The 24,796-nt window shown below is 63.5% G+C and carries 18 protein-coding genes; 8 read left to right on the top strand and 10 right to left on the bottom strand.

What is annotated here, in order from left to right:
- Nucleotides 1–99: 99 nt before the first annotated feature.
- The 4 genes from hutH to EII26_RS06575 all read left to right on the top strand — a co-directional run bounded on the left by hutH (nucleotide 100) and on the right by EII26_RS06575 (nucleotide 5,832).
- Nucleotides 100–1,635 carry a histidine ammonia-lyase gene (gene hutH / locus EII26_RS06590; RefSeq protein ID WP_233572643.1) on the top strand — a complete coding sequence of 512 codons (1,536 nt, stop codon included), beginning with the start codon at nucleotides 100–102 and terminating at the stop codon, nucleotides 1,633–1,635.
- Between the two features lie 145 nt (nucleotides 1,636–1,780).
- Nucleotides 1,781–3,025: an imidazolonepropionase gene (hutI, locus tag EII26_RS06585; RefSeq protein WP_124888359.1), complete on the top strand. Its 1,245-nt coding sequence runs from the start codon at nucleotides 1,781–1,783 to the stop codon at nucleotides 3,023–3,025.
- A gap of 337 nt (nucleotides 3,026–3,362) precedes the next feature.
- Nucleotides 3,363–5,132, top strand: a complete 1,770-nt coding sequence (locus EII26_RS06580; RefSeq protein ID WP_124888358.1) for a phosphodiester glycosidase family protein — start codon at nucleotides 3,363–3,365, stop codon at nucleotides 5,130–5,132.
- Between the two features lie 154 nt (nucleotides 5,133–5,286).
- Nucleotides 5,287–5,832 (top strand): hypothetical protein, encoded by a 546-nt coding sequence (locus tag EII26_RS06575; RefSeq protein ID WP_124888357.1) that lies wholly within the window; start codon nucleotides 5,287–5,289, stop codon nucleotides 5,830–5,832.
- Between the two features lie 331 nt (nucleotides 5,833–6,163).
- On the opposite strand, the gene EII26_RS06570 is transcribed toward EII26_RS06575, so the two are convergent.
- The gene (locus EII26_RS06570; protein ID WP_124888356.1) at nucleotides 6,164–8,686 is read right to left on the bottom strand and encodes a hypothetical protein; all 2,523 of its coding nucleotides are present in this window, start codon (nucleotides 8,684–8,686) and stop codon (nucleotides 6,164–6,166) included.
- Nucleotides 8,687–9,170: 484 nt separating this feature from the next.
- Here EII26_RS06570 and EII26_RS06560 point away from each other — a divergent pair, with 484 nt between their 5' ends.
- The 4 genes from EII26_RS06560 (at nucleotide 9,171) to EII26_RS06545 (ending at nucleotide 12,753) form a co-directional block, all read left to right on the top strand.
- Nucleotides 9,171–9,785 (top strand): peroxiredoxin, encoded by a 615-nt coding sequence (locus tag EII26_RS06560; RefSeq protein WP_233572642.1) that lies wholly within the window; start codon nucleotides 9,171–9,173, stop codon nucleotides 9,783–9,785.
- A gap of 290 nt (nucleotides 9,786–10,075) precedes the next feature.
- Complete coding sequence (locus EII26_RS06555) at nucleotides 10,076–10,459, top strand: Fur family transcriptional regulator (RefSeq protein WP_124888354.1); 384 nt, start codon at nucleotides 10,076–10,078, stop codon at nucleotides 10,457–10,459.
- Between the two features lie 102 nt (nucleotides 10,460–10,561).
- Nucleotides 10,562–11,125 carry an alkyl hydroperoxide reductase subunit C gene (gene ahpC, locus EII26_RS06550; RefSeq protein WP_124888353.1) on the top strand — a complete coding sequence of 188 codons (564 nt, stop codon included), beginning with the start codon at nucleotides 10,562–10,564 and terminating at the stop codon, nucleotides 11,123–11,125.
- Nucleotides 11,125–12,753 carry an FAD-dependent oxidoreductase gene (locus EII26_RS06545; RefSeq protein ID WP_124888352.1) on the top strand — a complete coding sequence of 543 codons (1,629 nt, stop codon included), beginning with the start codon at nucleotides 11,125–11,127 and terminating at the stop codon, nucleotides 12,751–12,753. Before ahpC ends, EII26_RS06545 begins: the two co-directional genes overlap by 1 nt.
- 132 nt (nucleotides 12,754–12,885) lie before the next feature.
- Here EII26_RS06545 and EII26_RS06540 read toward each other — a convergent pair whose 3' ends face one another.
- The 9 genes from EII26_RS06540 to EII26_RS06500 all read right to left on the bottom strand — a co-directional run bounded on the left by EII26_RS06540 (nucleotide 12,886) and on the right by EII26_RS06500 (nucleotide 24,445).
- Nucleotides 12,886–13,968 carry a uroporphyrinogen decarboxylase family protein gene (locus tag EII26_RS06540; protein WP_158612190.1) on the bottom strand — a complete coding sequence of 361 codons (1,083 nt, stop codon included), beginning with the start codon at nucleotides 13,966–13,968 and terminating at the stop codon, nucleotides 12,886–12,888.
- A 95-nt stretch (nucleotides 13,969–14,063) separates the two neighbouring features.
- Nucleotides 14,064–14,861 carry a uroporphyrinogen decarboxylase family protein gene (locus EII26_RS06535; protein WP_124888350.1) on the bottom strand — a complete coding sequence of 266 codons (798 nt, stop codon included), beginning with the start codon at nucleotides 14,859–14,861 and terminating at the stop codon, nucleotides 14,064–14,066.
- A gap of 115 nt (nucleotides 14,862–14,976) precedes the next feature.
- Nucleotides 14,977–16,761 (bottom strand): ASKHA domain-containing protein, encoded by a 1,785-nt coding sequence (locus EII26_RS06530; RefSeq protein ID WP_124888349.1) that lies wholly within the window; start codon nucleotides 16,759–16,761, stop codon nucleotides 14,977–14,979.
- Entirely contained in the window at nucleotides 16,749–17,798 is a 1,050-nt protein-coding gene (locus tag EII26_RS06525; RefSeq protein ID WP_124888348.1) for a uroporphyrinogen decarboxylase family protein, read from the bottom strand. Before EII26_RS06525 ends, EII26_RS06530 begins: the two co-directional genes overlap by 13 nt.
- A gap of 152 nt (nucleotides 17,799–17,950) precedes the next feature.
- Nucleotides 17,951–18,619, bottom strand: a complete 669-nt coding sequence (locus tag EII26_RS06520; RefSeq protein ID WP_199735091.1) for a corrinoid protein — start codon at nucleotides 18,617–18,619, stop codon at nucleotides 17,951–17,953.
- Between the two features lie 63 nt (nucleotides 18,620–18,682).
- Nucleotides 18,683–19,591, bottom strand: a complete 909-nt coding sequence (locus EII26_RS06515; protein ID WP_158612189.1) for a CobW family GTP-binding protein — start codon at nucleotides 19,589–19,591, stop codon at nucleotides 18,683–18,685.
- Nucleotides 19,588–21,504 carry a TRAP transporter permease gene (locus EII26_RS06510; RefSeq protein WP_124888345.1) on the bottom strand — a complete coding sequence of 639 codons (1,917 nt, stop codon included), beginning with the start codon at nucleotides 21,502–21,504 and terminating at the stop codon, nucleotides 19,588–19,590. The genes EII26_RS06515 and EII26_RS06510 overlap by 4 nt, the downstream gene beginning before the upstream one ends.
- Before the next feature lie 11 nt (nucleotides 21,505–21,515).
- Entirely contained in the window at nucleotides 21,516–22,460 is a 945-nt protein-coding gene (locus EII26_RS06505) for a TAXI family TRAP transporter solute-binding subunit (protein ID WP_124888344.1), read from the bottom strand.
- Between the two features lie 680 nt (nucleotides 22,461–23,140).
- A complete protein-coding gene (locus EII26_RS06500) occupies nucleotides 23,141–24,445 on the bottom strand; it encodes a transposase (protein ID WP_158612188.1) in 1,305 nt (434 codons plus the stop codon).
- Nucleotides 24,446–24,796 lie beyond the last annotated feature (351 nt).

Here is a 24,796-nt window from a genome sequence, read left to right as displayed (position 1 = left end):
GGGTAGTGAATGGAATTGCACTGTACCGCGGACGGGACGTTACCGTTTTCATCGTTGCGAGGCCTTGCCTTGCCCTTTCCTTGCAGGAGGTGTCACGAATTGAGCGGACGCACGATCGCCCTGGATGGACTTTCTTTGAAATTTGACGACATTGAGCGCGTTGCGCGACACGGAGACAAGGTATGCCTCGGAGAGGGGGCGGTCCGGGCCGTGAAGAGGGCGGCTGCCCTCGTGGAGCGCTGGGCGGCCTCGGATCGGGCGGTCTACGGCATCACCACGGGGTTCGGCGATCTGGCCTCGGTCCGCATCTCGCGCGAGGATCGCAGCAGGCTTCAGGAGAACCTGCTGCGCAGCCACGCCTGCGGCGTCGGGGACCCCTACCCCGTGGACGTGACGCGGGCCATCATGCTGCTGCGGATCAACACGCTCAGCCGGGGAAATTCGGGCATCAGCCTCGAGACCCTGTCCGCCCTCGCCGACCTGCTGAATGCGGGCATTCATCCTTTGATTCCTTGCCAGGGATCGGTCGGGGCCTCCGGGGACCTCTGTCCCCTCTCGCATCTGGCCGTGGCCCTCATGGGGGAGGGGATGGCGGAGTATCGGGGCAGGGTCGTTCCCACCGCCGAGGCGCTGACGGATGCGGGGCTCGCTCCGATCTCGCTTGGGGCCAAGGAGGGGCTGGCCCTCAACAACGGGACCACCGTCATGAACGCGGTGGGCGCACTGGCCTTGCTGGACGCCGAAAGGCTGGTCCGAACCGCCGACGTTGCGGCGGCGATGTCCATGGAGGCCCTGCACGGCGTCCCCTATGCCTACGATGCCCGCACCCATGCGCTCAGGCCCTTCAGAGGACAGAACGATGTCGCCTCGAACCTGCGCCGCCTGATTGAGGGCAGCGGGATTGTCGAGAAGTACAAGGGCGATCGCGTGCAGGACGCCTACTCCCTGCGCTGCGTGCCGCAGGTGCATGGAGCCGGCAGAGACGCTTTGGCTTACGTCCGCGGCGTCCTGGAGACGGAGATCAACTCCGTAACGGACAATCCGCTGATCTTCCCGGACGACGAGGAGGCGCTGAGCGGCGGCAACTTTCACGGCGAGCCGCTGGCCCTGGCCATGGACTTTTTCGGGATCGCGCTGGCCGAGTTCGGCAGCATCTCCGAGCGGCGTCAGGCTCGGATGGTCGATGCCTCGCTCTCCGGCCTGCCCCCCTTCCTGATCGAGAGCAGCGGACTGAACAGCGGGTTCATGATCCCGCAGTACGTCTCCGCCTCGCTGGTCTCCGAGAACAAGGTGCTGGCCCACCCGTCGTGCGTGGACTCCATCCCGACGTCTGCGAATCAGGAGGACCACGTCTCCATGGGGGGCTACTCCGCCCGAAAGGCCGTGACGATTCTGGAAAACGTCCGCAAGATCGTCGCGGTGGAGCTGCTGATGGGGGCCCAGGCCCTGGATTTCAGCCTCGGGGACCTGAAGCCGGGGAAGGGGACGGCGGCGGCGCACGCCCGGATCCGTTCCGTGGTTCCCTTCCTGAAGAAGGACGAATACCTCCACCCGCTCATCGAGCGCGTCCTTGAATTGACCATGAGCGGCGCGGTCCTGGAGGCGGCGGAGGGGGCCGTCGGATCTCTGGCCTAGGAGCCCTGACGCGCCGAGAGTATATTATAATGGTGGGGAACCCTACGGATTCCCCGTGATGAGAGAACGCTTGCAAGTGCGGCGGCATCCGTATGCCGTCGCATTTTGTCTTTAAATTTTTGTGTTCGAGGAGGGAGTCGCGGCTATGACCTTGAAGCTTTTCAAGCACGGACGCATCTATACGCCCCTCACCGGCAGGGATCCGGCTGCGGGGGGAGAACAGGGTAAGCTGGCCTTTTACGAGGACGGCTGTTTTCTGGTCGATAACGGGCAGTTTGCCGCTGTGGGGGCGATGGCGGATGTGGAAAAGTGCCTGGAGGACCGTTGCCCGGACCAGGAGTTCGATTTGGAAGGGGCTGCGGTGATCCCGGGGTTCGTCGATCCGCACACGCACGCCTGCTTCGCCGCCCGACGCGAGACGGAGTTCTCCATGCGCCTCGAGGGCAAGTCGTACCTGGAGATCCTCAAGGCGGGAGGCGGAATCCTCTCCTCGGTCCGGTCGGTCCGGTCGGCCTCGGACCAGGAGCTGTTCGACTTTTCCCGCGCCCTGTTGGCCTCGACGCTCTTCTACGGGACCACGACGATCGAGATCAAGAGCGGTTACGGTCTGGACACGGAGACGGAGCTCCGGATGCTGCGCGTGATCGACCGCTTGGGCCGGGAGACGCCGCAGACCGTCGTCCCGACCTTCATGGGGGCCCACGCGGTTCCGGAGGAGTTCAAGGACAACCCGGAGGGATACGTGAGCCTTTTGAGGGAGGACATGCTTCCGGCGATTGCGGAACAGGGGATCGCCCGGTTCTGCGACATCTTCTGCGAGGAGGGGGTTTTCTCCGTCGAACAAAGCCGCCGGGTTCTGCAGCGCGCCCGCGAGTGGGGGTTCCGTCTCAAGGTCCATGCCGACGAGGTGCACGACTTGGGCGGAGCCGCGATGGCGGGCGAGATGCGCGCCGTCTCCGCCGAGCATCTGTTGGCCGCCTCCGATGCGGGGATAGCGGCCATGGCGAAGGAGGGCGTTGTGGCCGTGCTGTTGCCGGCGACGGCGTACAGCCTGCGCAAGCCGTTCGCCCGCGCCCGGACGATGATCGAGAAGGGGGTCCCCGTTGCGCTGGCGACGGATCTGAACCCGGGGTCGTGCTTCTGCGAGTCCATGCCCTTCGTCTTCAGCCTCGCCGTCATGGGGATGGAACTGACCCCGGAGGAGGCCCTGACGGCTTCGACCCTGAACGCCGCCTGGGCGATCGGGATGTCTCGCGAGGCGGGCAGCATCGAGCCGGGCAAGATGGCCGACTTCCTGGTGCTGGACGGCGAGACGCCGGCGGTCTTTGCCTACGCCTCCGGAGCGCGGCCGATAAGGTCCGTGTGGAAACTGGGGGAGTGCGTAGCCTGACTCGTGCTGCGGCAATTCCTGCGGCGTCGAAGGCGGAGCCGCTGCATGACGTTCCCGATAGAGCTCCCAAGCCAGCAACGCGCAACTCGAAGGTTTGCGGCGTCACTTATGAGCGACTGGTTCGGTGCACTGCGTTTGCCGGTCCTTCGTTTATGGGTTTCGCCCTCGGATCATGCGAACAACACGCCTCCTCGGGTCCTGACGGTCTCGAGGAGGCGTTTGTCTGCTTCGAGCCGCGGCAATTCCTGCGGTGTCGAGGCGAACAACACGCCCCTCGGGCCCTGACGGTATCGAGGGGGCGGTTGCCTGCTTAAAGGGGTCGATGCGATTGCGTTTTTTGAGGAATCGTGCGGAGCGCGCTGCGCTTCGGGGGCTGTCCGCCCTTCTTCTGCTCTGGCTGTCTGTTCTGGCCGCGGAGGCGGCGCCGTCGGTCTCCAGGGGGGCTTTTCTCTCGGGCCTTCTGGAGGCCCGGGGACTTTCCTGGAATACGGCGAAGGAGCGAAGCGGGGCGGCCTTTGTTCTGAGGAGCGGTTTGGTGACGGAGCGGGTGAAGAGCCTGGACGCCCCGGCGACGCGCCGGGAGGCACTTCGATGGGTCGTCCAGGCCCTGGGGCTCGAGGTCGAGGCCCGAATCCTCTCCAACATGCCGGTCTCCTTCAAGGATGCGGGAGGCCTGTCCGCCTACGAACGGGGCTGCCTGACCGTGGCGACGCGCATGGATCCGCCCCTCATTCAGAAGGCCAAGACCTTCAGGGGCGACCACAAGCTCACGGACCGGGAGGCGGCAAGCCTTCTGTCCGCGGTGCGCAAGGCCAGCGCCAACCTGTTGCTGGAGGTGACCCTTTCGCCCGTGGCGGGTACGACGCTGCACGTCCACAGAAGCGGTGTGGCGACCGCGGTTCCCAAGTGGAGGGTTTATGCGGACGGATTCGACGATAAGCCGGCAGTCGAGGCGATGCAGCGGTTTTTGAAGGGCAAGGGGTTCGAGATGACGGCCTCCCAGCCGAACTACGAGTGGCATCTGCGCAGCGCACTCCTGGAGGACTACGCTCAGGTACGCCGTCTCGCGGACCTCATCCGGTCCCGGAGGCTGAAGGTGCGCGTCCTCCCGTCGGTCTCGAACGTCAGCCTGGAGACGGCGCCGCGCTACTGGGTGATGCTGACGCTCGATCCCGATCGATACAAGCTGGAGCCGATCCTTCCCCCCGAAGGGGTGTCCACCCTCGCGCCTTTGTCGGAGATCGCCCGCGCCGCTCGCGTCCGAGCGGCCATCAATGGGGGATTCTTCTCCGTGACGGGCCGCGGTCGCGGTGCGCCCATCGGCACGCTCCGGGTCCGGGGGGCCCTTGTGAACAAACCCTACCAGGGGCGCACCTGTCTGGGATGGAACGACGAAAACGAGGCGGCGTTCGGCGAGGTGCTCTGGAGCGGCTCCGTCCGCACCGAGCAGGGGGATCTTGCTTTGAACGCCGTGAACCGCTTCGTCAAGGGCGACACGCTGGTGCTCTACACGCCGCACTATGGGGCCTCGACGCCGCTAGTGACGTCCGTTCCGGCGGCGGAGGTCGTGGTTCGAAACGGGCGGAGCGCCGGCCTGCGCTTCGGCGGCGGCGGCCCCTTGGAGCCCGGTTCCTGGGTGCTGGCCGGATATGGGAGCAATGCGGCCCTGCTGGAGGGGTATTTCCCCGTGGGCGCTGCGGTTGGGGTGCAAAGCGAACTGACCGGCAACGGCGGGGAATCCTGGAGCGAGATGAAGAATATTGTCCAGGCGGGGCCCTTCCTGCTCAGCGACGGAGAGGTGCGGGTGGATGCCGAGGGGTTCGGCAACTCCCTGGTCTCGCTCAGGCACCCGCGTTCCGTCGTCGGCCTGACCGAGGACGGAAGGTGGTTCTTTATGGTCATCGACGGGCGCAACGGGCTGCACGCTTCGGGAGCGACCCTGGAGGAGGCCGCGGAAATTCTGAGTGCGCACGACGTCGCCTACGCCCTGAACCTGGACGGAGGGGGGTCCTCCGAGATCCTGATCGACGGCAAGCTCTACAACGCTCCCTCGGAGGGGAGGGAACGCCCCGTCAGCAACGGGATCGGGGCCCGGAACAAAAAATAGTCCGGATATGCCGGTCCTGGGCGCTTTTCGTCAAAAATGCGGAGGTAAATTCGCTGCCCCGCCGTGTTTTTCTGTGCTAAAATAGCGAAAATAATGGATAGGGCGGTGACGCCGCTATCCTAATTTCCTTTTGGGGAAGGTTGTGTGTTGGGAAATGAAGAAAGTGCTCGTTTGCGCGTTGGTTTTGGCGGCGGCCCTGTTCGCCTCCTCTCCTGCACTGGCTTGGGACCCGGCCAAACAGAAGAATCTGGGGCAGGACCATGTCAAGATGCAGTGGTACCTCCTGGACTACGGCAAGAAGGACGGCGTTCTTTTCGCGGTTGCCCGTAAGTACTACACCAACACCTCGGTCAAGCAGCAGACGGTCGACCTGCTGATGTCCAAGTACAGCCTGTCTCCCGAGGTTGCGGGCAGCCTTTATTTCACCGAGTACGGCTACGAGTACACCCCGGACGGCAAGCAGTTTGCGGTGACGTACCTGAAGCATTTCGACATGCTGGGCAACGAGATCTACGGCACGGTGTTCGACGGAAGCGCCGAGGCGACCAAAAAGGTTTTTGCGGCGGTCGACCCCAAGTCCACCCCCGGCAAGGGGCTGGCCTACGCCCGCGGCAAGGCCCCTGCGCCCGAAAAGAAGGCTCCGGCCAAGAAAGTTTCGGGCAAGAAGGCTCCGGCCAAGAAGGTCAAGGTCAAGAAGTAGCCGGCGTACGAACCTGCGTCGTACCATTAAGACGGGGCTGCGGGGATCCGCGGCCCCGTCTTTTGCAGGAGACCGCCGGTCGATCCCGTGATTGCCGATCGTCTCCGGTCCGCTGCGTCGGGCTCGGACCGGCCTTTCTCCGAGTGGAAGCGGATCTTCATTCAAGGGGCATCGGCCGTCGCTTGTGCATGATCGGGAAACGGAGCCTTGCGTTTTGGGACCACGCAAAGCCCCCCGCTCTCGAAAAAACGTCCGTAGCGTGACGCAAGGCCGCCCCTTTCAAGAGGGCGGCCTTGCGCTTGTCGCTGGGACGAAAGATGAAGTGCTGAAGCTATCTGGACCTTCTGCCGGAGCGCACCGCGACGGGCGCCAGGATCAGAGCTGCAAACGACAGGAGCCCGGCATCACACCCGCTGCCGCCGCTCTTCTTTTCGCCCTCCGGGGCGGCCTGCTTCATCTCGCTCAGCGGAATTCCGGACGAGGGGAGGGGCAGCTCCCTCTCCGCGGCGTCGTCGGCCGTGGTGTAGCGGATGCCCGTGATCGCTGCCTTGTCCCTGTTCGCCGTTTCGAACTCCCCCGACGCCTTCAGCGTATAGGCGCGCTTGCCGGCTGCTGCAGCGGAGAGCGACTTGACGGCCACAGCGGGGACGAGCTCGGCCTTCACCGTGTCCTGACGGAATCCCTGCGTCATCAGACGAACGGTCTTCAGGTCCAGATCGGTCTCGAAGCGGATCGAGAGGGAGACCCTGGTGACCGGGCCCTGTCGGGTTTCGCTGATGCTCCAGTTTTTGGGCGCCTTGAGGAAATCGCCCAAAACACGTTCTTTCTGTCCGACATCGGGCTTGGGCACGTCCGGCTTGGGCACGTCCGGTTTCGGAACGTCCGGCTTGGGCACGTCGGGCTTGGGCCGGTCGGGTTTGGGAGCGTCCGGCTCGGGTGTCCCCGGCTCCGAACCTCCGGGTTGTTGCGCCTTCGAGACGAGGACGTAGCCCACGCTGGGTACCGAAGTCAGGTTCTCCTCCAGCGCCTCCATGCTCTCCTCGGTGATGTGGAGCGCGCCTCTCCAGCCCGTATGTGCGTGTGCGGCTTGAACGGTGCCGAGCGCAGATACCGCCCTGTCCGCGGCAAGCCCATGAGTTCCGACGCTCCCGGATCCTTTTTCCTTTTCGGCGGTGGGCCGGATCTTGTCGGCATAACCCTTCAGGTTCGCGTAGTCCCGGCGTCCCAGGTCCTCGGCCTCGCGAATCGTGTAGGTGTCGCCCGTGGACTTGACCCGGACCGTCACCCTCAGCCTTCCGTCTCCGGCCCCCGCATCGATGGTCACATCGTCGACGCCCAGGGAGCTCCAGAAATCCCCGGGGTTGGTCCCGCCCAGGGCAGGGCCGACGGCAACGGCGACGTCCGACGGCCTGAAGGCACCGTCGCTCCAGGCCTGGGAGACGAGCTGAGCGGAGCGGAAACCGGCAACGGCGTTGAAGAGACTGTCGGCGCTGACGTTGGGGGTTCCCTTTATCTGCTGGAGCAGAGCGCCCAGCTCCAGCTCAGCCTTGGAGCCGTCCTGCCTCAGGTATACGAGCTTGTTGCCGTACAGGACGTCGTTCAGGTTCTCTGCGGCCGTGTGGTCGCGGACCTCGAACCCGCCGAGGAAGGGGGATGCCTTCGCCAATGCAGCCAAGCGGTTTTCCTCCACCTCCGTGGATGCGCCTTGCCTCTTCAGCTCGAAATACCGGGGCGACAGCATCCGCTCCGTAGCCCGGAACAGCAGAGTCTTGCCCGTCGAGGCTGCAGTGACGCGGAACCATGCGTCGGCCAGCGTCAGGTCCTTCCCCGCGGTCAGGTTCCCCGCCGCCCCCATCCGGACCTTACCGGCGGGGACCTTCAGCTCGTTCGTCAGGAAGCCCCTGACCTTCGAGTCGTTCCATCCCGTCTCGATCGACACGCCGCCGGATCGGAACACACCATCCGGCCACAGCCCGGAGGCGATCTGAACCATCCTGAAAAGCATCGTCTCCGTCAGGCCGCGGTTTTGTGCACTAAGCTCGAGCGTGCCGCCGTCGTACTTCAGCTTGCCGTCCCGAACGAGGACCGGAACGCCGACGCCCTTCTCCAGTACCCTGTACTCGTAGTCCTTCTCCTGGGGAGTGGTCAGAACCCTCTCCAGTTCGCCGCCGAGGCGATTGCTCTCGTCGTCCAGTTTCTTTTCCTCGGGGCTGAGCTGCTTGGGCCACTCGACGGCCATCTTTGCGTTCAGCTTCTCGAGAAGCCTCTCCTGCTCCTCCTCCGTCAGATCCTTTGGTTTTTTCCCCGGGAAGTCCGCTTCGAGGATCTCCTTCATCAGTTTCGCACGCAGGGCGCTCCACCTTTGTCCGAGCCTCTTGTTCCATTCGGCATTGACCGTAAAGAGGTCCTCGGCCACCGCTTTGGGAGGCGTGCAGAGGAAACGCTCCCCGGAGGAACGGGAGCGCCCCGAAAACTGAAACTTCGGGGCGCCGGCCGTCATGGCAAAACGCCAGTTCAGCCAGATCCCCTGGTCTTCCCCCGTGTACTTTTCCCTCTGAAAGAAGTTCAGCGCGCAGCCGAACATCCACTCCGACCGGAGGCTCAGATCATAGGGACGAAAGACGCGGTCCCCGTACTGATTCCTCTCCAACACCTGCATCAGGCGATAGGACATGCGGCGGTTCGCGCAGCCTCCCATCAGTTTGTAGGCATCCTCAACCTCCTCTCCGCCGAAGGTACGGACCACCTTCATCGTGTTCGGAAGATTTTCCGCCGAAGCGAATCGAGGTTGTCCTCCGGCCACCAGCACGAAGGCCAGCAGCACGCCCAGTACGCATAGACCCTTTCTGCTCATTGTGCCGATCCTTCCTTTCCGGATGCCGCGCATCCGCTGCGTCATGTCGGAGCCCGAAGATTTCGGCTCCATAACTGCTCCGCCCACCTAACGACTTAGGATGCAAACTCCCTCCTCCCATCGTTGGGTAAGCTAGAGAAACAAAAATCATCGAGGCAAAACAAAAATACAGCGACAAAGCTTGAAAAACAGCAGCAGAGATTTGTCGATCCATTAAATTGTTTTTCTAAGCAAACAAATAATAATTGGGGTCTTATCCCTTGTCAAGGTCTGAGGGGGGCTCCAGCGCTAGGGGCGGAAGAAGTACGTTCAGAACGGATATTGTTAGATCAATGGTCCGAGGTCGTCGAAGGCTTCCTGAGGTAATCCGTTCGTGGGTTTGAACTAGGTATTTTTGACGGTCCCCGTGTTTTGCGGGAGCGATAGAATACCAAGTAGTTTAGTGTAATTTTGGTCTTCGTGTTTATTTCAAGGAGGGGTTGTCATGGAAGGTTGTTGCAGCAACAGGGTCCGGGTTGGCGAGAAGGCGCCGGACTTCACGGCCGAGGGGTATTTCAAAAAGGCTTTTGACACTTTCAGACTTTCGGATTACGCCAAGAAGTGGGTTTTGCTCTTTTTCTATCCGGGGGATTTCACCTACGTTTGACCCACGGAGCTGACCGCTCTGGCAGAGCGGGCAAAGGATTTCGAGGCGATGGGCGTTCAGGTCCTGCTGATCAGCACGGACAGTAAGTTTGTTCACAAGAACTGGCACGATTTCGAACTCTGCAATATCGACTGCATGAAGGATTGCGTTCCCTTCCCCATGCTCACGGACCCGGGCGGGGTCTTGGGCGATGTTTATGGAGCCTACGTCCCGGCCGCCGGAGTGGACATCCGTGCGACCGTGGTCATCGACCCCGACGGAGTCGTCAACTGGCTGTCCGTCAACGTCCCTCCTCTGGGGCGTAACGCCGACGAGATCATACGCGGCATTCAGGCGCTTCAGGAGCACGCCAAGACGGGCAAGGTCGTCCCCGCGTCCTGGACTCCCGGTAGGGAGACCCTGGACCCCAGCTATGAAAATTCGGGTAAGATCTGGAGAACCCTCAAGAAGTAGATAGGATCGCGATGGATTGAACCGTACTTTAATTTATGGGAGGCGCCGGGCGAGAGAGCCCGGTGCCTCTCGCTTTTTCCTCCATCGAGGCGGGGCGCATCCGCGCGTGGTTCATTCCCGTTGACCATCGCTCCAGGCTTCGTTCTCTTTCCCCGGGGAAGTTATGTCCGGTGCTGTCTCCGCAACAAAAATATTTCTGTCCCTGAACGTCGCCAAGGGGAGAAAAAAGTGCTTGACGAATTGATATCTATAGGGTAAATTAGATTTAAATCAATTCTATTTTGGGGGCTATGGGCAGGTACGGCAACGGTATTTTGGAGCTCGTGAACAGGGCCGGTACGCACATGACCGCGGAGCGGATTTTCCTCGAGATGAAAAAACAGCACTCCTCTATCGTCATGGCCACAATCTACAACAACCTCAACGCGCTCTCCGCACAGGGGCTGATTCGAAGGGTGAGCGTCGAGGGCCAGCCGGACCGTTACGACCGCAATTCGCGGCACGATCACCTGCTTTGCCGGTGTTGCGGGAGGATCCAGGACGTCTTCCTGGGCGACCTCACGGAGCAACTGAAGGCGGAGACCGGCCTGGATATCGAATCTTACGATTTGAAACTGTCCTATGTCTGCAAGGAGTGCCGGGGAAGGGCATGCCCCACGGAACGGAAGCAGTGAGAGGGATTGACCGGGCGGGCCTGCTGTACACGAGGGCTCCCGCCCTGCAATAAAACGGCAAGTCGGGTAAACTGACGAACTGATCCAAAGGAGGATTTTCCGATGTCCATGATCAACAAAGAAGTGAGCGATTTTAAGGTTCAGGCCTACCACAACGGTGAGTTCAAGACCGTGACGAAGGCGGATATCCTGGGTAAGTGGAGCGTTTTCTTCTTCTACCCTGCGGACTTTACCTTCGTCTGCCCCACGGAGCTCGAGGACCTTCAGAACAAGTACGCCGATTTCAAGAAGGCGGGCTGCGAGGTCTACTCCGTTTCCACGGACACCCATTTTGTCCATAAAGCCTGGCATGACGGGTCCGAGCGCATCGGCAAGATCTCCTATCCGATGCTGGCGGACCCCACCCACGCGCTGAGCAGGGACTTCAACGTGCTGATCGAGGAGGTTGGCCTGGCGGAGCGCGGCAGCTTTATCGTCAATCCTGATGGAAAGATCGTGGTGTACGAGGTCAATGCCGGCAACGTGGGCCGTAATGTCGATGAGCTGTTCCGCCGCCTGCAGGCCTGCCAGTTTGTGGCCCAGCATGGGGATCAGGTCTGCCCGGCCAAGTGGCAGCCCGGTGCGGATACCTTGAAGCCCAGCCTCGATCTGGTTGGCAAGCTCTGATGGACGACCGGAACTTTTATGATGTCGTTGTAGTGGGAGGGGGGCCTGCCGGTTTGACGGCAGGCCTCTACCTCGCCCGTGCCTGTTACCGTGTCCTGATCGTTGAAAAGGAGGCCTTCGGCGGTCAGATTACGATCACCTCCGAGGTCGTGAACTACCCCGGGGTCGGGCGGGCGGATGGAAAAAGCTTGACCGAGGCCATGCGCGTTCAGGCGGAGAACTTCGGCGCCGAGTTCCTGATGGCGGAGGTCGTGGGCCTGGAGTTGGATGGGGATGTCAAAAAGGTCCATACGGATCGGGGCGTCTACTCCTGTTTCGGCGTGCTGATCGCGACCGGCGCCCATCCGCGGATGCTCGGCTTCCCCGGCGAGGCGGAATTCCGCGGCCGCGGCGTGGCCTATTGCGCCACGTGCGACGGCGAGTTTTTCACGGGCAAGGAGGTTTTTGTCGTCGGCGGCGGCTTTGCCGCGGCGGAGGAGAGCGTTTTCCTGACCCGATACGCCAGCCATGTGACGGTGCTGATCCGCGGGAACGACTTTTCCTGCGCGGGGGCCACGGCACAGGAGGCGCGGGACCATCCCCGGATTACGGTGCTGACGAACACGCAGGTGGAGGAGGTGTCGGGCGACACCGCCCTTCGCAGGATCCGCTACAGGAACTCCCGGACCGGAGAGGAGACCGTGTTCTCGACGGAGGGGAACGACACCTTTGGCGTGTTCGTGTTCGCCGGTTATGTGCCGGCCACGGAGCTGGTCAAGGGCAAAGTGGAGCTCGACCCGCAGGGCTATGTCGTCACCGACCGCAACCAGAAGACCGGTCTGGACGGCGTCTACGCGGCGGGGGACGTCTGCGTGAAAAACCTGCGGCAGGTCGTTACCGCCGTTGGCGATGGGGCCACGGCGGCGACGGAGCTGGAGCGGTATGCGGCGGCGATGCAGGCCAAGACGGGCATCCACCCGCTCAAGCCGGTCCGCAGGGAGGCCGCTCCGGCCCCGGAGGCGAAGGGCGAGGCCCCTCAGCCTTCGGCAGGCGGCCTGTTCTCTCCGGATATGCGTCAGCAGATGGACGTCATCTTTTCCCGGATGGAGCGGAACTTGATCCTGAAGCTCTACCTCGATTCCCGGCCCGTCTCGCACGAGCTCCGGAATTATATGGAGGAGCTGGCGCAACTGACGGACAAGCTGACCGTGTCGACGGGCGAGGGGATGGCATCCTCGGAGCTGCCCTGTGTCAGGATTTTGAGGGAGGATGGTACGGAGACGGGCCTGGCCTTTCACGGCGTGCCCGGCGGGCACGAATTCACCTCCTTCATGCTGGGGCTCTACAATGCCTCCGGACCGGGGCAGCCCCTGGACGAGGAGACGAGGGGGCGGGTTCGGGGGATCGACAGAAAGATCGATATGAAAATCCTGATCTCCCTCTCCTGTACGATGTGTCCGGAGCTGGTTGCAGCCGCCCAGCAGATTGCGTCGCTGAATCCGTTGGTGACGGCGGACGTGTACGACATCAACCACTTTGGAGCGCTGAAGGAACGGTATAACGTGATGAGCGTCCCTTGCCTCGTGGTCGACGACGACAAGGTGATTTTCGGAAAGAAGAGCATCCAGCAGCTTCTGGACGAAATTTGACCGGCCTCCGCCGTTTTTTCGTCGAAGGATGGCCGGGGGCCTGTGCAGATCCCCCGGCCATCCGGCCCGCGGCGGGAATACGAGCACCCAGTCAGGGTACGGGGCTCCGGGATTTTTCGGGGGCACCGCCGCTCACGCGGCGCCCTCCTCGCCGGCCGCGATGCGCTGCAGCCTTTCGACGTCGATGGGCAATTTACCCAACTCCTTTCCCCACCGGATGTAGGCGTCGATGTTCTCCGCGGGGGTGAAAAGGGGCACCTGGCAGCCGGATCCCAGGGCGTAGCCCTTGGGGGAGTCGTGTCCCTTCAGGATGCACTCCGCGACGGATCTCCTGATATCCTCCTCCCCGCCCAGGTTCAGGACGTTGACCGGAGGCACGTTCCCGATGATGGCGATGCTGTCCCCCATGATCTCCTTGGCCTCGGCCAGGTCCTCCACGTTGTCGATGCTGAAGCTCGAAACCCCGGACCCCACGATGTCCTTCCAGATCCCCTTGGTGTGTCCGCAGATGTGGGTGCCGGGATTCTTTCCCAGGACCTTGCCGCCGTACCGCACGTTGGCCGTGAAGTAGGGGAGGGAGAACTCGAGGAACTGCTTGTAGCCCAACAGGTCCGTCGAGGCCACGGGGTCCGAGAAGGAGAGCCCGACGATCCCGCGCTTGCCGAGCTCGTCGATGTACCGATTGTTCCCCTCCACGATGATGTCCATCATGTGCTTGATCTCCTCGGGGTGGCGGCGCGTCCAGCGCAGGAAGTTCTCCGCGCCGCAGACGGCGATGGCGACACTCACCGGGCCGGCCATTCCGGCGCCCACGGCAATTTTTCCGTCCAGCCTCTTCCGGAGCTTGACGAGGGCGTTCAGCACGATGGGCAGACGGCCGTCCTTGAGGGGATCGGGGACCCTGAGCCCGTAGACGTCCTTGGGTTCCCGGACCCGCGGCGTCTCCACGCTGGGGATGCAGTGGTTCTTGTAGGATATGACGGAACCCATGGCCTCCGCCATGCCGCGCAGCGTGATGGAGATGCTCGCGCCGTCCGGCCGGAACCGCTCCCAGAACCGCGCCTCGACGTCGGCCATGGTGTCGGCGTTGAAATAGTAATCCCTCGTGTTCACGCCGAAGAGGGTGATGGCCGTCTCGCACAGCGAGATGGAGACCTTGAGGCGTTCCTGCCGGTCCGCCGCAGGCCCCGTTCCTTTTTTTGCCGCATGGCTCATGTCCCGAACGCTCCTTTCCGTATTGAAAAACTGGAAAATCATGATGCCCGGACGCCGTTTCGGCGTCCTCGGCCGACGATCCGGAGCCCGAAAGGCTACGCCGGAGCCTCCGGGGCGAGGCGGCACCTCCCCCAGCGCAGCTCCCGGAACCTCCGGGCCAGGCATGGCCCCGCACAAAGATTCCCGTCCTCGGCCTTCTCCAGGAACCCCACGGAGAAGAGCGACGTCATGTTCTTGGGGCACATGTAGATGGGCGTCGCCAGGGCCTCCGCCCGTCTGAGCACGCGCAGGTAGCTGGGGCCGGAAACCTGCCGGAACAGACGGGGCCCCACGAGGTCCAGGGACCCGAGGGTGTCGACGAGGTAGATCAGCTCCGGTCCGAGTGCGTCCAACCGCTCGATGTGCTCCGCGACGAAGTCCTCGACGATCCCTAAAAGCCTGGGGAAGGGATCCTTCCGCTTCGCCATGGCCCGATAGACCTCCTCCGTCGGAAGGAGGGCCGAGAGCAGGGAGATGGGCCCCGTCACGCCGACGACGATCCTGGCGCCCTTTTCCTTCAGCATCCCGACGGCCTCGAAGAGGGGCTCCAGGAGGGCCCGACCAATGGATTCTGACCGGAAGGCCTCGGCCTCCTCCCAGTCGGAGAAGGCCTCTCTGGCCACGCGGTCCCCGTACTCCGGATCCCATTTGATGGAGGCCCCCAGGCAGGCCGACATCAGGCATTCCGAGAGGGGGAGCATGGTGTGGACCATGCCGTTTTTCTCCCGCACCCCCTCCGCCGCACGCGCGAGGGCCACTCCCTCCCTCAGGGTCTCCTCGTAGCTCAGCCCCAGCTCCCGCAGGACGGGGACGAGGCTCGGCGCGTCCTCAGACTTGCATTGATAGATCTTCACGATCCTCCCTCCCTCGGTTTCCTGCCGGGCGGATCTCCCCGGCTCGGCGGACGAAGCCGCCTTGCCTTCGATGCGGGCGAACCGCTCCGCCCGGCGATGCGGGCCGTTCGCCCGCTCAAAAGAGCAGCGCTTCGGCAAAGGTTCTGTCGTAGCCCGGGAGCGTGCTCAACTCGATGTAGCGGACCTGGCGGATGCCGTGGGTCATCCTGTGGTAATGCTCGCGGGACACCAGGGAAAGATAGGCTCCCGTCTTGCTGGAATTTCCGATGTAATGGATCCGATCCCCGAAGGAGGCTGGGAGCAGCCCTGCGCCGACCAGGCTTTCCGGGGCCAGGTGCTTTCCGAACTGTCCGGCGATCACGACCCGGTCCACCTCGTCCGGCGCCAGTCCCGCGGCGGAGACCAGGCAGAGGGCCCCGGAGAGGATGGCGCCCTTGGCCAGCTGGATCTGCCTCACGTCCCTCTGGGTCAGGAACAGGGAAGGGGGGCCGCCGCACAGCACAAGGCTCCTTTTCCCTCCCGCCTCCCCGATGAACGGGCGCAGCTCCGCGCTCACCTCCTCCGCGCGGGCGATGTTGCCCCGCTTCGTGATCAAGCCCGCCGAGAGGAACTCCCGAACGACGGCCAGAATTCCGCTGCCGCAGAGGCCGAGAGGCGGCCTTCCCCCGATCGTGGCCAGGGACAGACGGCCCTCCCGCAGGGACGCCTCCTCGACGGCCCCCTCCTGGGCGCGCATCCCGCAGCCGATGTTCATCCCCTCGAGGGCCGGCCCTGCCGCGCAGGAGGCGGCGAAGAGCTCCCCCCTTCGGGAGAGGACCATCTCGCCGTTCGTCCCGATGTCGATGAACAGGACGTTGTCCTGCGTCCCCGTCAGGTCCGCCGTGACGATGCCGGCGACGATATCCCCTCCGACGAAGGAGGATATCTGCGGAAGGCAGAATACCCGGGCCTCCGGATGGATGCGTGTGAACCCCAGATCCGAGGCCCGTTCGTACCGCTCGTGCCTCAGCCGGGGCGCGTAGGGGGAGCAGCCGATCGAGCGGGGATCCACGCCGAGCAGGAGGTGGGTCATGGTCGCGTTCGCCCCCACGTTGAGCTGGAGCACCCGTCGGGGCGGGATCGATCGGGCTTCGCAGAGGGACAGGATCAGTTCCTCGACGGCCAGGACGATCTCGCCCCGCATCCGGTCGACGCCCTCCGACCCCGTCTCCTGAACCCAGGTGATCCGGGTCAGAACGTCCTGCCCATGTTCCTTCTGCGGATTGACGGCCGAGGCGCTGCCCAGCTCGAGCCCCGTATCCATATCGATGAGCGACGCGACGACCGTGGTCGTCCCGATGTCCACCGCCGCGGCAAAGAGGCCTTCGCCGACCTCGGGCTCCGCCGTCAGAAACTCCCCATCGTGGGTCAGAATGGAGAACCGGGTCCCCTCGGAGGGGAGTCGCCTCAGGGTGGCGATCGGTATCGTCCTCAGTCCTGCCGCCTGGGCCAGGCGCTCGTCCAGGGAGAGCGGGGCCTCGAGGGTGGGGGCGTTCACGGCGACGGTCTCCCGCCGCAGGGGCGGGTCGAAGGCGAAGTCGGGGACGAAGCCGTCCGTCAGGATCGGGTGTCCCCTTTCCTCCGCGTCGGGGAGCAGGACGCTGACGTCCCCCCTCGGGCGGACGAAGCAGGCCAGGCGTACGCCGCCGCTCAGCTCCTCCTCGGAGAGAAAGCGCCGCTCCTCCCCGCTCGCGGGGTCGACCGTCCCGTCGAGTATGCGGACCTTGCACTTGCCGCACGTCCTCCGCCCCCCGCAGGCCGCGTTGACCCGAAGTCCTGCGGACCGCAGGGCCGTCAGGAGATCCACGCCCGGCGCCAGGGGGAGGGAAAGCCCCCTGGCCGGGACCTTCAGGGCGTGCATGAAAGGGGGGCCTCCTCCCGGTTCCGTCTGGCCGCCCTCAGGAGGCCCTGCACGGAGCGGATGTCCGACTGCGTACCCAGGCCGCAGGCCGGCGCCAGAATGTCCGAGCCCATGTTGATGGCGGCTCGGGCCATGGCCTCGGCCCTCTCCCCGGAGGCGAAGACCAGGCCGAAGGAGCTGACGTTGCCCATGACCTTGCGGGGCGCCAGCTGCTTTCGCGCCTCGCGCAGGTTCACCATCGCATCGAAGCTGAAGGCGTTGGCCTCCACCGCCCGCAGCTCGCCGAACACGTTCTTCATCCTGCCGCAGATGTGGACGATGAAGCGGAGTTCGGGGAAGACCCGGCGCACGCCGCGGATCAGCTCGTTGAGGTATCGGACGGCGAACTCCTCGAAATAGCGCGCACCGAGGATCTCGCCCGTGCCGCTGGGGTCGGAGATGGCCAGGACGTCCGCTCCGGCCGCCGTCTGGGCGACTCCGAAGCGGATCAGCGTGTGGGTCACTTTCCGCATCAGGGCGTGGGCCTGTTCGTTTTTACGCCGCAGGGATTTGTAGAAATCGATGGGATCCACCAGGGACGTCGCCAGGCTGAGGGGGCCCGTCAGGTTGCCGATGATGGGGACCTCGTCCCTTCCCGTCCTCCGGAGCTCCTCGATGGCCCGTATGACGACCCCGGGACGCCCGCGGTACGGGTCGGGATCGGCCAGATCCTCCCAGCGGTCCACCGAGCTCAGGACGTAGTCCGTCACGTGAGGCTCGCATTCCCTGTTCCCCATGTCGACCGGGGCCCCCATCGCCTCGGCCTCCACGGTCATGCAGAAGGGCACCCCGTAGTTCTCGAACATGTCGTGGTCGTACACGGCCCTGGCGAGCTCGGCCATCTTGACCGGATCCGTGTGGGCCTCCGGCCAGGCGATCCCGCACCGGTCCATCAGGCCGACGACGATGGCGTTCATCATGCCGCCGGGACAGATGCAGGGCACCTCACGGATGGGATCGCCGCGGAGCACCCCGAGGAGCCTTTCCTTTTCGTTCACGCTGTTCCCTCCTTCCGCAGATCCTGCCCTCCCTCGAATCCCCGCTCAGGGGACCCTCCGTTGCCCCATCGCCCACAGGGGCGATAAGCAGGCCTGCCGGCGAGCGTCGTTTCAGGCGCTTTTAGGTGTTGCATCGGGCCGGCGCCTGCCTGTCAGGAGGCGGGGACCGGCTCGCCCTTCAGGAGCAATTTCGCCACGCGGACGGCCTCCATCGCATTGCCCGTGTAGGCGTCCGCGGAGATCTTGTCGCAGAAGCTCTGGGAGACGGGCCCGCCGCCGATCATGACCTTGACCTTTCCATGGAGCCCGCGTTCCTTCAGGAGCTCCACCACGCGCTGCATCCCGACCATCGTCGTGGTCATGAGGGTGGAGAGGCAGATGAGACGCGCGCCCACCTCCTGGGCCTTGTCCACGAAGGACTCGATGGGCACGTCCCGGCCCAGATCGTGCATCGTGAACCCCGCCGTCTCCATCATGATCTTCACGAGATTCTTTCCGATATCATGGGTGTCCCCCTGCACGACCCCGATGACGCAGGGGATCGGCTCCCCCGTATCCGCGGCCTCGGCCTTCAGCCGTGGCCTCAGGACGTCCAGTCCGTTGTACATGGCGTCCGAGCAGAGCAGGAGGTCCGTCACGAAGTATTCCTCCTGCTCGTAAAGCAGCCCCGCGCGATTCATGCCGTCCACCAGGCCGAGGTTGATCCCGTCCAGGGCGCTGTGTCCCTCTCGGACGTACTCCTCCGCAACCGTTACGACCCTTTCGTCCTCCATCTCCAGAACGCAGTCCGAAAGCTGCTTGAGATACTCCTCCTTGCTCATCGGCATATCCGTTCTCCCTTCCGTTCCCTCTCGGAAATTCACGCCGTCGGCGCCGGCCGGACCTCAGACGGTCCCGGCCCGAAACTCGGACAGCGCCTTTCGGATTCCCGCGGTGTCCAGGTCCTCGCCGATCAGCGTCATCTTGCTGGACGCTTTCTCCGCCCGCCACGCCCCTATCGTCCGCCTCCGGCGCGCGACGTCGAAGCGCAGCCACCCTTCGCCTGCGGGGGCAATGCCCTTGATCCGATGGATCCGGCCGAACGAGCCGGAGCCCAGACGGTCGAGGCACTCCTCCAGGGCGTCCCGACTTCTGAAGGCCAGGTCCCTCAGCCCCAGGCTCTCCAGCGAGAGCGCCGCGGAGTTCCCGGCCGGGACGGCGCACCTCGCCCCGGAGGGCTCCAGCAGACGATCCCACCACTCCCGAGGGAGCTCCTCGTAGGGGGGGAGGACGATCTCGGCCTTCGGGTTCAGGTCGGCCAGGCTCCAGAACACCCTCTCGCGCTCCTCGGGTGGCAGTTCCTCCGATTTCGTGACGATCAGGGTGGAGGCGTTGACGATCTGATCGCGATAGAACTCGCCGAAGATCTCGAGGTAGTCCAAAAACGCCTCCGCGTCGACGAGCGTGACGGGACGGGCGAGGACGGCGCCGTTCCCCATGTCCTGAGAGAGGGACGCGAGGATGAGGCTCAGGGAGCCGATCCCGGTGGGCTCGATGAGGAGGGCATCGGGGTGGAAACGAGAGTCGATCTCGGCGACGGCCCGCAGGAAATCCGTCTTCATGGAGCAGCAGATGCAGCCCTGGGCCAGCTCGACGACCTCGAGGGGGGCGTCCGACAGGAGATCCCCGTCCACCCCCACCTCGCCGAACTCGTTCTCCAGGACGACGATTGAGCCGCCGATCCGGCGCGCCGCGTCCCGGATGAACGTGGTCTTCCCGGCCCCCAGAAAGCCGGATACGATCAATATCTTCATTTGGGATCCCTTATCCTTTCCCAAGCGGAGCTTGTCTTTTCGGAGCGAACCGCACATCCCAGCCCGGCCGCCGCCAATGCGGCGGCGATGCGCAGCGTGGGGGAGGGGGCGAAACACGCGAGCCCCAGGATGAAGGCGGCAATGCGCATAGCGACGCCCAAGGGCCTGCCCCACCATCCCTGGACGGCGACGGCCAGGGCGGCGACGCCGACCAGTGCTCCTGATGCGGCCACCAGGCTGTCCCATGGGGACCCCGCCTCCAATAGGATTTCAGGGCGGTAGACGAAGAGATAGGGCAGCAAAAAGGAGGAGAGAGCGAGGAACAAGGCCTTGATCCCCGTTTTTGTGGCGTCCGCCTTGGCGATGCCCGCAGCCGTGAAGGAGGCCAGGCAGATCGGGGGGCTGATGTCCGCCATGATCCCGAAGTAGAAGACGAACAGATGGGCGGCGAGCGGCATGACTCCCAGTTTGACGAGGGCCGGGGCCACCACCGTGCTGGTCACGATGTAGTTGGCGGTGGTCGGCAGTCCCATGCCCAGAAGAAGGCAGGCGCCCATCGACAGGATCAGGGCGAACGGCAGAGCGCCCCCGGCGAGGTCCAGGATGTTGTCCGAGAGCGTCAGTCCCAGGGCGGTCAGGGAGCTTCCGCCGACGACGAACCCCACGACGGCGCAGGCGATCCCGGTGCCGACCGCGCTGCGTGCGCCGTCCGCCAGGGTACGGGCCAACAGACCGGGGCCCATGCGGGTATGCCGCCGCAGTGAGGAGATGCCTACCATCAGGACGATGGCCCAAAAGGCCGATTTGAGCGGCGTGTAGGAGCTCATCAGCATCGCCACGATGAGAAGGAGGGGAAGCAGGAGGTGTCCGTCGGCCCGCAGCACCGCCCCGACGTTGGGGGCCTCCCCGCCGATCCCCCTCATGCCCGCCCTGCGGGCCCCGAGATGGACGTTCGTGAGAAGCCCCGCATAGTAGAGCAGGGCCGGGACGGTCGCGGCCGAGAGGATCCTGATGTAGGGGACGCTCAGAAACTCGCTCATGACAAACGCCCCGGCCCCCATGATCGGCGGCATGAGCTGGCCGCCCGTGGAGGCGCAGGCCTCGATGGCCCCGGCCTCCTCCGGAGTGTAGCCGACCTCCTTCATCAGCGGGATGGTGAAGGCTCCGGTAGTGGCCACGTTGGCGATGGAGGAGCCGTTGATGGTCCCCAGGAGCCCCGAGGCGACGATGGCCATCTTGGCGGGGCCCCCCGGCCTCTTTCCCGCCAGGGAAAGGGCCAGGTTGTTGAAGAGCCTGGCGCCTCCGCTGTGGGACAGGAAGGCCCCGAAGAGGATGAACATGAAGATGAACGTGGACGAGACCCCGAGCGCCACGCCGAAGATGCCCTCCGTCGTCAGGTACATGTGCTGGACGATCCGCTCCAGGGAATAGCCCCGATGCATGAAGATCGACGGAGCGTAACGGCCGTAGCGGCAATAGAGCAGGAAGGCCAGCCCCATCAGGGGGAGCGTCCTTCCCAGAGCGCGTCTGCCGGCCTCCAGGACGGTCAGCATGGTGAGGCATCCCAGGACGATCTCGTGGGGCAGGGCCTTCCCTCCCCGCAGGGCGATGGGCTCAAAAAAGAGCGCGATGTAGCCCGTTCCGGCGAGGGCACAGAGGATCAGGATACCGTCGAGCCGCCCCCATCCCCCCTTCAGCGGGTGGAGCAGGAAGGTCAGGACCAGGACGAACCCCAGGTGGATGGCCCGTTGGACGGGCGTCTGGAGGAGGCCGATCCCCGCGGTGTAGAGATGGAACAGGGACATGGCGATGCAGAGGACGAAGATCGCGGTCGTCCTGAGATCCGCAGGGTCCCTTTTTCGGTCGGCCGGGGACGGACTGCGTTCGATCCGTCCCCCAAGGTCGCGGCGCATCGCTGATGGGCTTATTGCAGGATGCCCATTTCCTTATAGTAGCGGAGCGCTCCCGGGTGGAGGGGGATCTTGATTTGTGCGACCGACTCCGGGTTCATGGCCGACATCCGCGCGCTGACGGCGACGAGGTCCTCCTTGTGCTCGAAAAGGGCCTTGGTCATACCGTAGACGAGGTCGTCGTCCAGCCTTGCGTGCACCGCCAGGATATTGGGGCTGCTGAAGGTCTCGATCGGGCCCGGCTGGTTCTTGTAGGTGCCCGCGGGGATCGTGATGGGGCTGAAGTAGGGGGTCTCCTCGCAGATCTTTCCGACGATGGCCTGCGGGATGGAGATGAGGGAGGCCGTCCCGACGGTGGTGGTCTCCACGGCGCTGGCGATGCCGATCGCCCCGATGGTGACCGAGGCGTCGATGCGCTTGTCCGCGAAGGCCGCTACGGTGTCTGCATGGCCCAGGTTCTCCGGGACGATGTCCTTCTCCGGGTCCAGGCCGGCCAGGCGCAGAAGATGAAAGGCCGTCAGCATGGTGCTGCCGCCCACGGCGCCGACGGAGACCCTCTTGCCCTTCAGGTCCTGAAGGGTCTCGATGCCGCTGTCCCGAGCGACGAGCAGATGAATGGCCTCCGGATAGAGGGGGGCGGCAGCGCGCAAGAAGGCCTGAGGCTTGCCCTTGTAGCTTTCGAGTCCGTTGTAGGCGTCGTAGTAGAGGCCGTCGGCAAAGGCCGCCTCGGCCTCCTCGTCCGCCAGCAACTGGATGTTGTTCATGGTTCCCCCGGTGGACTGGGCGCTGGCCTTGATGCCCTTCATATGGTCCGTCCATATCTTGGCCATGGCGGAGCCTACGGGGTAGTAGGTGCCCCCGGTCGGGCCCGTGGCGACATTGACGAACTGGACGGCCATGGCGCTTGTGGCGGAGAGCAGCAGCGCAAGGACAAAAAGTGAAAGCACGAACTTCTTCATGGATGTCGTTCCTCCTGAACATGCGGACAAAGCGGACGGGAGAGGAACCCGACGCTGTCGCCTTGGCAGGCGCAGAAGCGATCGGGCGCGCCGATTACGGGATTGAGATTCACGGGGATGACGGACCGTTGGGGTTGGGGCACAAAGGGTCCTGCTCGTTCCGCACGGACCGATCGATTTCGATCGGGAGACGAGAGGGGGTAAGGGGGAATCCTTAAAAAAACAAGAGGAGGCCGAACGGGCGGCCTCCATTCAATTCGGAAGTGACGGCATGCGGAAAAGACACGTCAATCCTCGGAAAACGCGACCCGAACGAACGATTCCCTCAACGAAGGAATCCCACCACGGCATGCATCCCGTGCATCCAAGACAGCTCCTCAGGTGCCTCCGCAGCGCAGCATTCGAGTCCCTCCTTTCCGAAAAGAACGGCGTTTCTTCCGCAAGCAGTTTATACCGCAACGGCGGGGTAAAGTCAAGCGAACCGCAGGGGCCCAAAACCACAGGCAAGAGAATTGCAGGACAAGTCAATGAAGCCGGCAGGGGAAGTTTTGAAAAAATCGGCGCTTCCGGCCCTCCTCTGCCGTCAAAAAAGGAGTGCTCTCCTGTTGTCGCAATAGACTCATCAGTGTGAGCCTGTTCTCACACCCGAGTCTCGGCTATTGGCAAGTCTCGATCTCAACTCATTCCAGCGAAAAGGACAACTTCTCCAGTCGCCTGTACGCTCCGAGCAGCCAGCTCCCCGTCACCCCCTCCTTCACTCGCAGCACAACGCGCCGCGCGTGGCGAACGATACGACCCACACTCGTGTAGAACAAAAATCTCAGCGTACTCGGACGGCACGCCCTCACTTCAGAGGGCAGCAGCAGGCGCTTCAACAGACTGTGCAAAGACAGCGACAGCACCGCCACGTTCCACCAGAATGCGTTCGCACCAAATCGGTGCGAGATGACGTGACCTCCGGCCAGGTCATACTTCAGGATTCGGTGCACTTCCTCGGACTTGCCGCACCGCTCCCGATGCCACCGGATTATCGCTCCTCCATCCAAATCCTCCATGTTCGTCACGATACCAAACACCTTGTACACTCGCCCTCCCAGCTCCGTCAGGTGCAGTTTCTTCGCCCTCTCCTTCTCCCCCTCCAGGTCCTCAATCAGCTCGGGAATGCGCAGCTGGCGAGAGTCCTCAAGCTCCAGAGACAATCGGCGCTTCTTAACAGATTTCTCCAGATCGAACGGCTCCCGAACGGCAAGAAATCGATACGTCGGCCCCCTCTTGCTGAGACTCAAAGACTGCGGCGCATAGACGACCTCCGCCCATTCCCGTCCGTTGCCCAAGGGATGCCAATCCGTCTCGCAAACTGCCTCGACCGCTTTACGGAACTCCGCACAGATCGGGCACGACAGCGCAAACTCGATCACTCCGAAACGAGCGTCCCCTCCCTCCGCAAGATAGCGCAGCAGACGCGTCTGGTATCCCGCGCTGTCGGAACGATACCTCACCTTCTTCACTCCCTCGGGCAGGTGTGCCAGTACCTCCTTCAGCTGTTCCAGCTGGCCGTAACCCGGATTCACATTCCCGTCACGGAATTCCGTCGCCACCGCCAGGTCGTACTCAGGACAATACACGTTCAGCGCCTCGTAACTCCGTTTCCCCTTGTAGTTGTATAACGCTCCCGACGTCTCCGTCTCGATGAACGTCGCGTCCTGATCCAGCGTCAGCTCCTCCTGAGGAGATGCCTCGAAAGCGCAGTGCAGAAGATGACGATGAAGCTCCTCGAAACCTTTCAGTGCCGCGTTAGACGCAGGGACGAAAGAACGGCCAGGGCCTCGGTGCTCGTCCTCCGATTCGTTATGAAAGCCGCAAGCGTAATCCCGCGCTGCCGTCGGAGAGGGGAACGGCAGAGGACAGCTCTTCGTCCCAAGCTGTTCCTTCAGGAACTTCAGGTGCTCCACGGCACTGCCGCCGCTGAGGTTCAACAGGACCATCGACAGGATTTGCTCGGAGTCCCTGTACCCTTTGTGTTTTCGGATTCCTATGGAAGTGTCGATGATTTCGGGAAGATGAAGTCCGTTCCAAAGTTCGACGACAGGGAGAAGACCGGCAAAGGGGGTAATGTCCTGCATTTTATCCGTCGTCTTGACCTCGATTTTCGGGAGTCTGTATGGCATAATTATCGTTGCACCTCGCAGGTGATGGCTTGTTGTCTCGCGACTTAAGCTTAACACTGTTGGTTCCTCGATATTTAGAGTGGGTAAGGATGAGTTCGAAATTGTCAGAAGTGGTATAGTAGAGACATTATGAAAGACATTCAAGTGTTTGAAATCGCGCTTGGGCTA

Origin of the sequence: Fretibacterium sp. OH1220_COT-178 (assembly GCF_003860125.1) — a bacterium.
Lineage (GTDB): Bacteria > Synergistota > Synergistia > Synergistales > Aminobacteriaceae > CAJPSE01.
This window is presented reverse-complemented; position numbering and strand designations above follow the sequence as displayed.

What these genes read in the sequence shown, in the direction of transcription:
- EII26_RS06515 (WP_158612189.1), bottom strand. Translation starts at nt 19,591, where the DNA reads ATGAAGATATTGATCGTATCCGGCTTTCTGGGGGCCGGGAAGACCACG.
- EII26_RS06570 (WP_124888356.1), bottom strand. Translation starts at nt 8,686, where the DNA reads ATGAGCAGAAAGGGTCTATGCGTACTGGGCGTGCTGCTGGCCTTCGTG.
- EII26_RS06530 (WP_124888349.1), bottom strand. Translation starts at nt 16,761, where the DNA reads ATGCACGCCCTGAAGGTCCCGGCCAGGGGGCTTTCCCTCCCCCTGGCG.
- hutI (WP_124888359.1), top strand. Translation starts at nt 1,781, where the DNA reads ATGACCTTGAAGCTTTTCAAGCACGGACGCATCTATACGCCCCTCACC.
- EII26_RS06555 (WP_124888354.1), top strand. Translation starts at nt 10,076, where the DNA reads ATGGGCAGGTACGGCAACGGTATTTTGGAGCTCGTGAACAGGGCCGGT.
- EII26_RS06510 (WP_124888345.1), bottom strand. Translation starts at nt 21,504, where the DNA reads ATGCGCCGCGACCTTGGGGGACGGATCGAACGCAGTCCGTCCCCGGCC.
- EII26_RS06545 (WP_124888352.1), top strand. Translation starts at nt 11,125, where the DNA reads ATGGACGACCGGAACTTTTATGATGTCGTTGTAGTGGGAGGGGGGCCT.
- EII26_RS06505 (WP_124888344.1), bottom strand. Translation starts at nt 22,460, where the DNA reads ATGAAGAAGTTCGTGCTTTCACTTTTTGTCCTTGCGCTGCTGCTCTCC.
- EII26_RS06575 (WP_124888357.1), top strand. Translation starts at nt 5,287, where the DNA reads ATGAAGAAAGTGCTCGTTTGCGCGTTGGTTTTGGCGGCGGCCCTGTTC.
- EII26_RS06500 (WP_158612188.1), bottom strand. Translation starts at nt 24,445, where the DNA reads ATGGTCCTGTTGAACCTCAGCGGCGGCAGTGCCGTGGAGCACCTGAAG.
- EII26_RS06540 (WP_158612190.1), bottom strand. Translation starts at nt 13,968, where the DNA reads ATGAGCCATGCGGCAAAAAAAGGAACGGGGCCTGCGGCGGACCGGCAG.
- EII26_RS06520 (WP_199735091.1), bottom strand. Translation starts at nt 18,619, where the DNA reads ATGAGCAAGGAGGAGTATCTCAAGCAGCTTTCGGACTGCGTTCTGGAG.
- ahpC (WP_124888353.1), top strand. Translation starts at nt 10,562, where the DNA reads ATGTCCATGATCAACAAAGAAGTGAGCGATTTTAAGGTTCAGGCCTAC.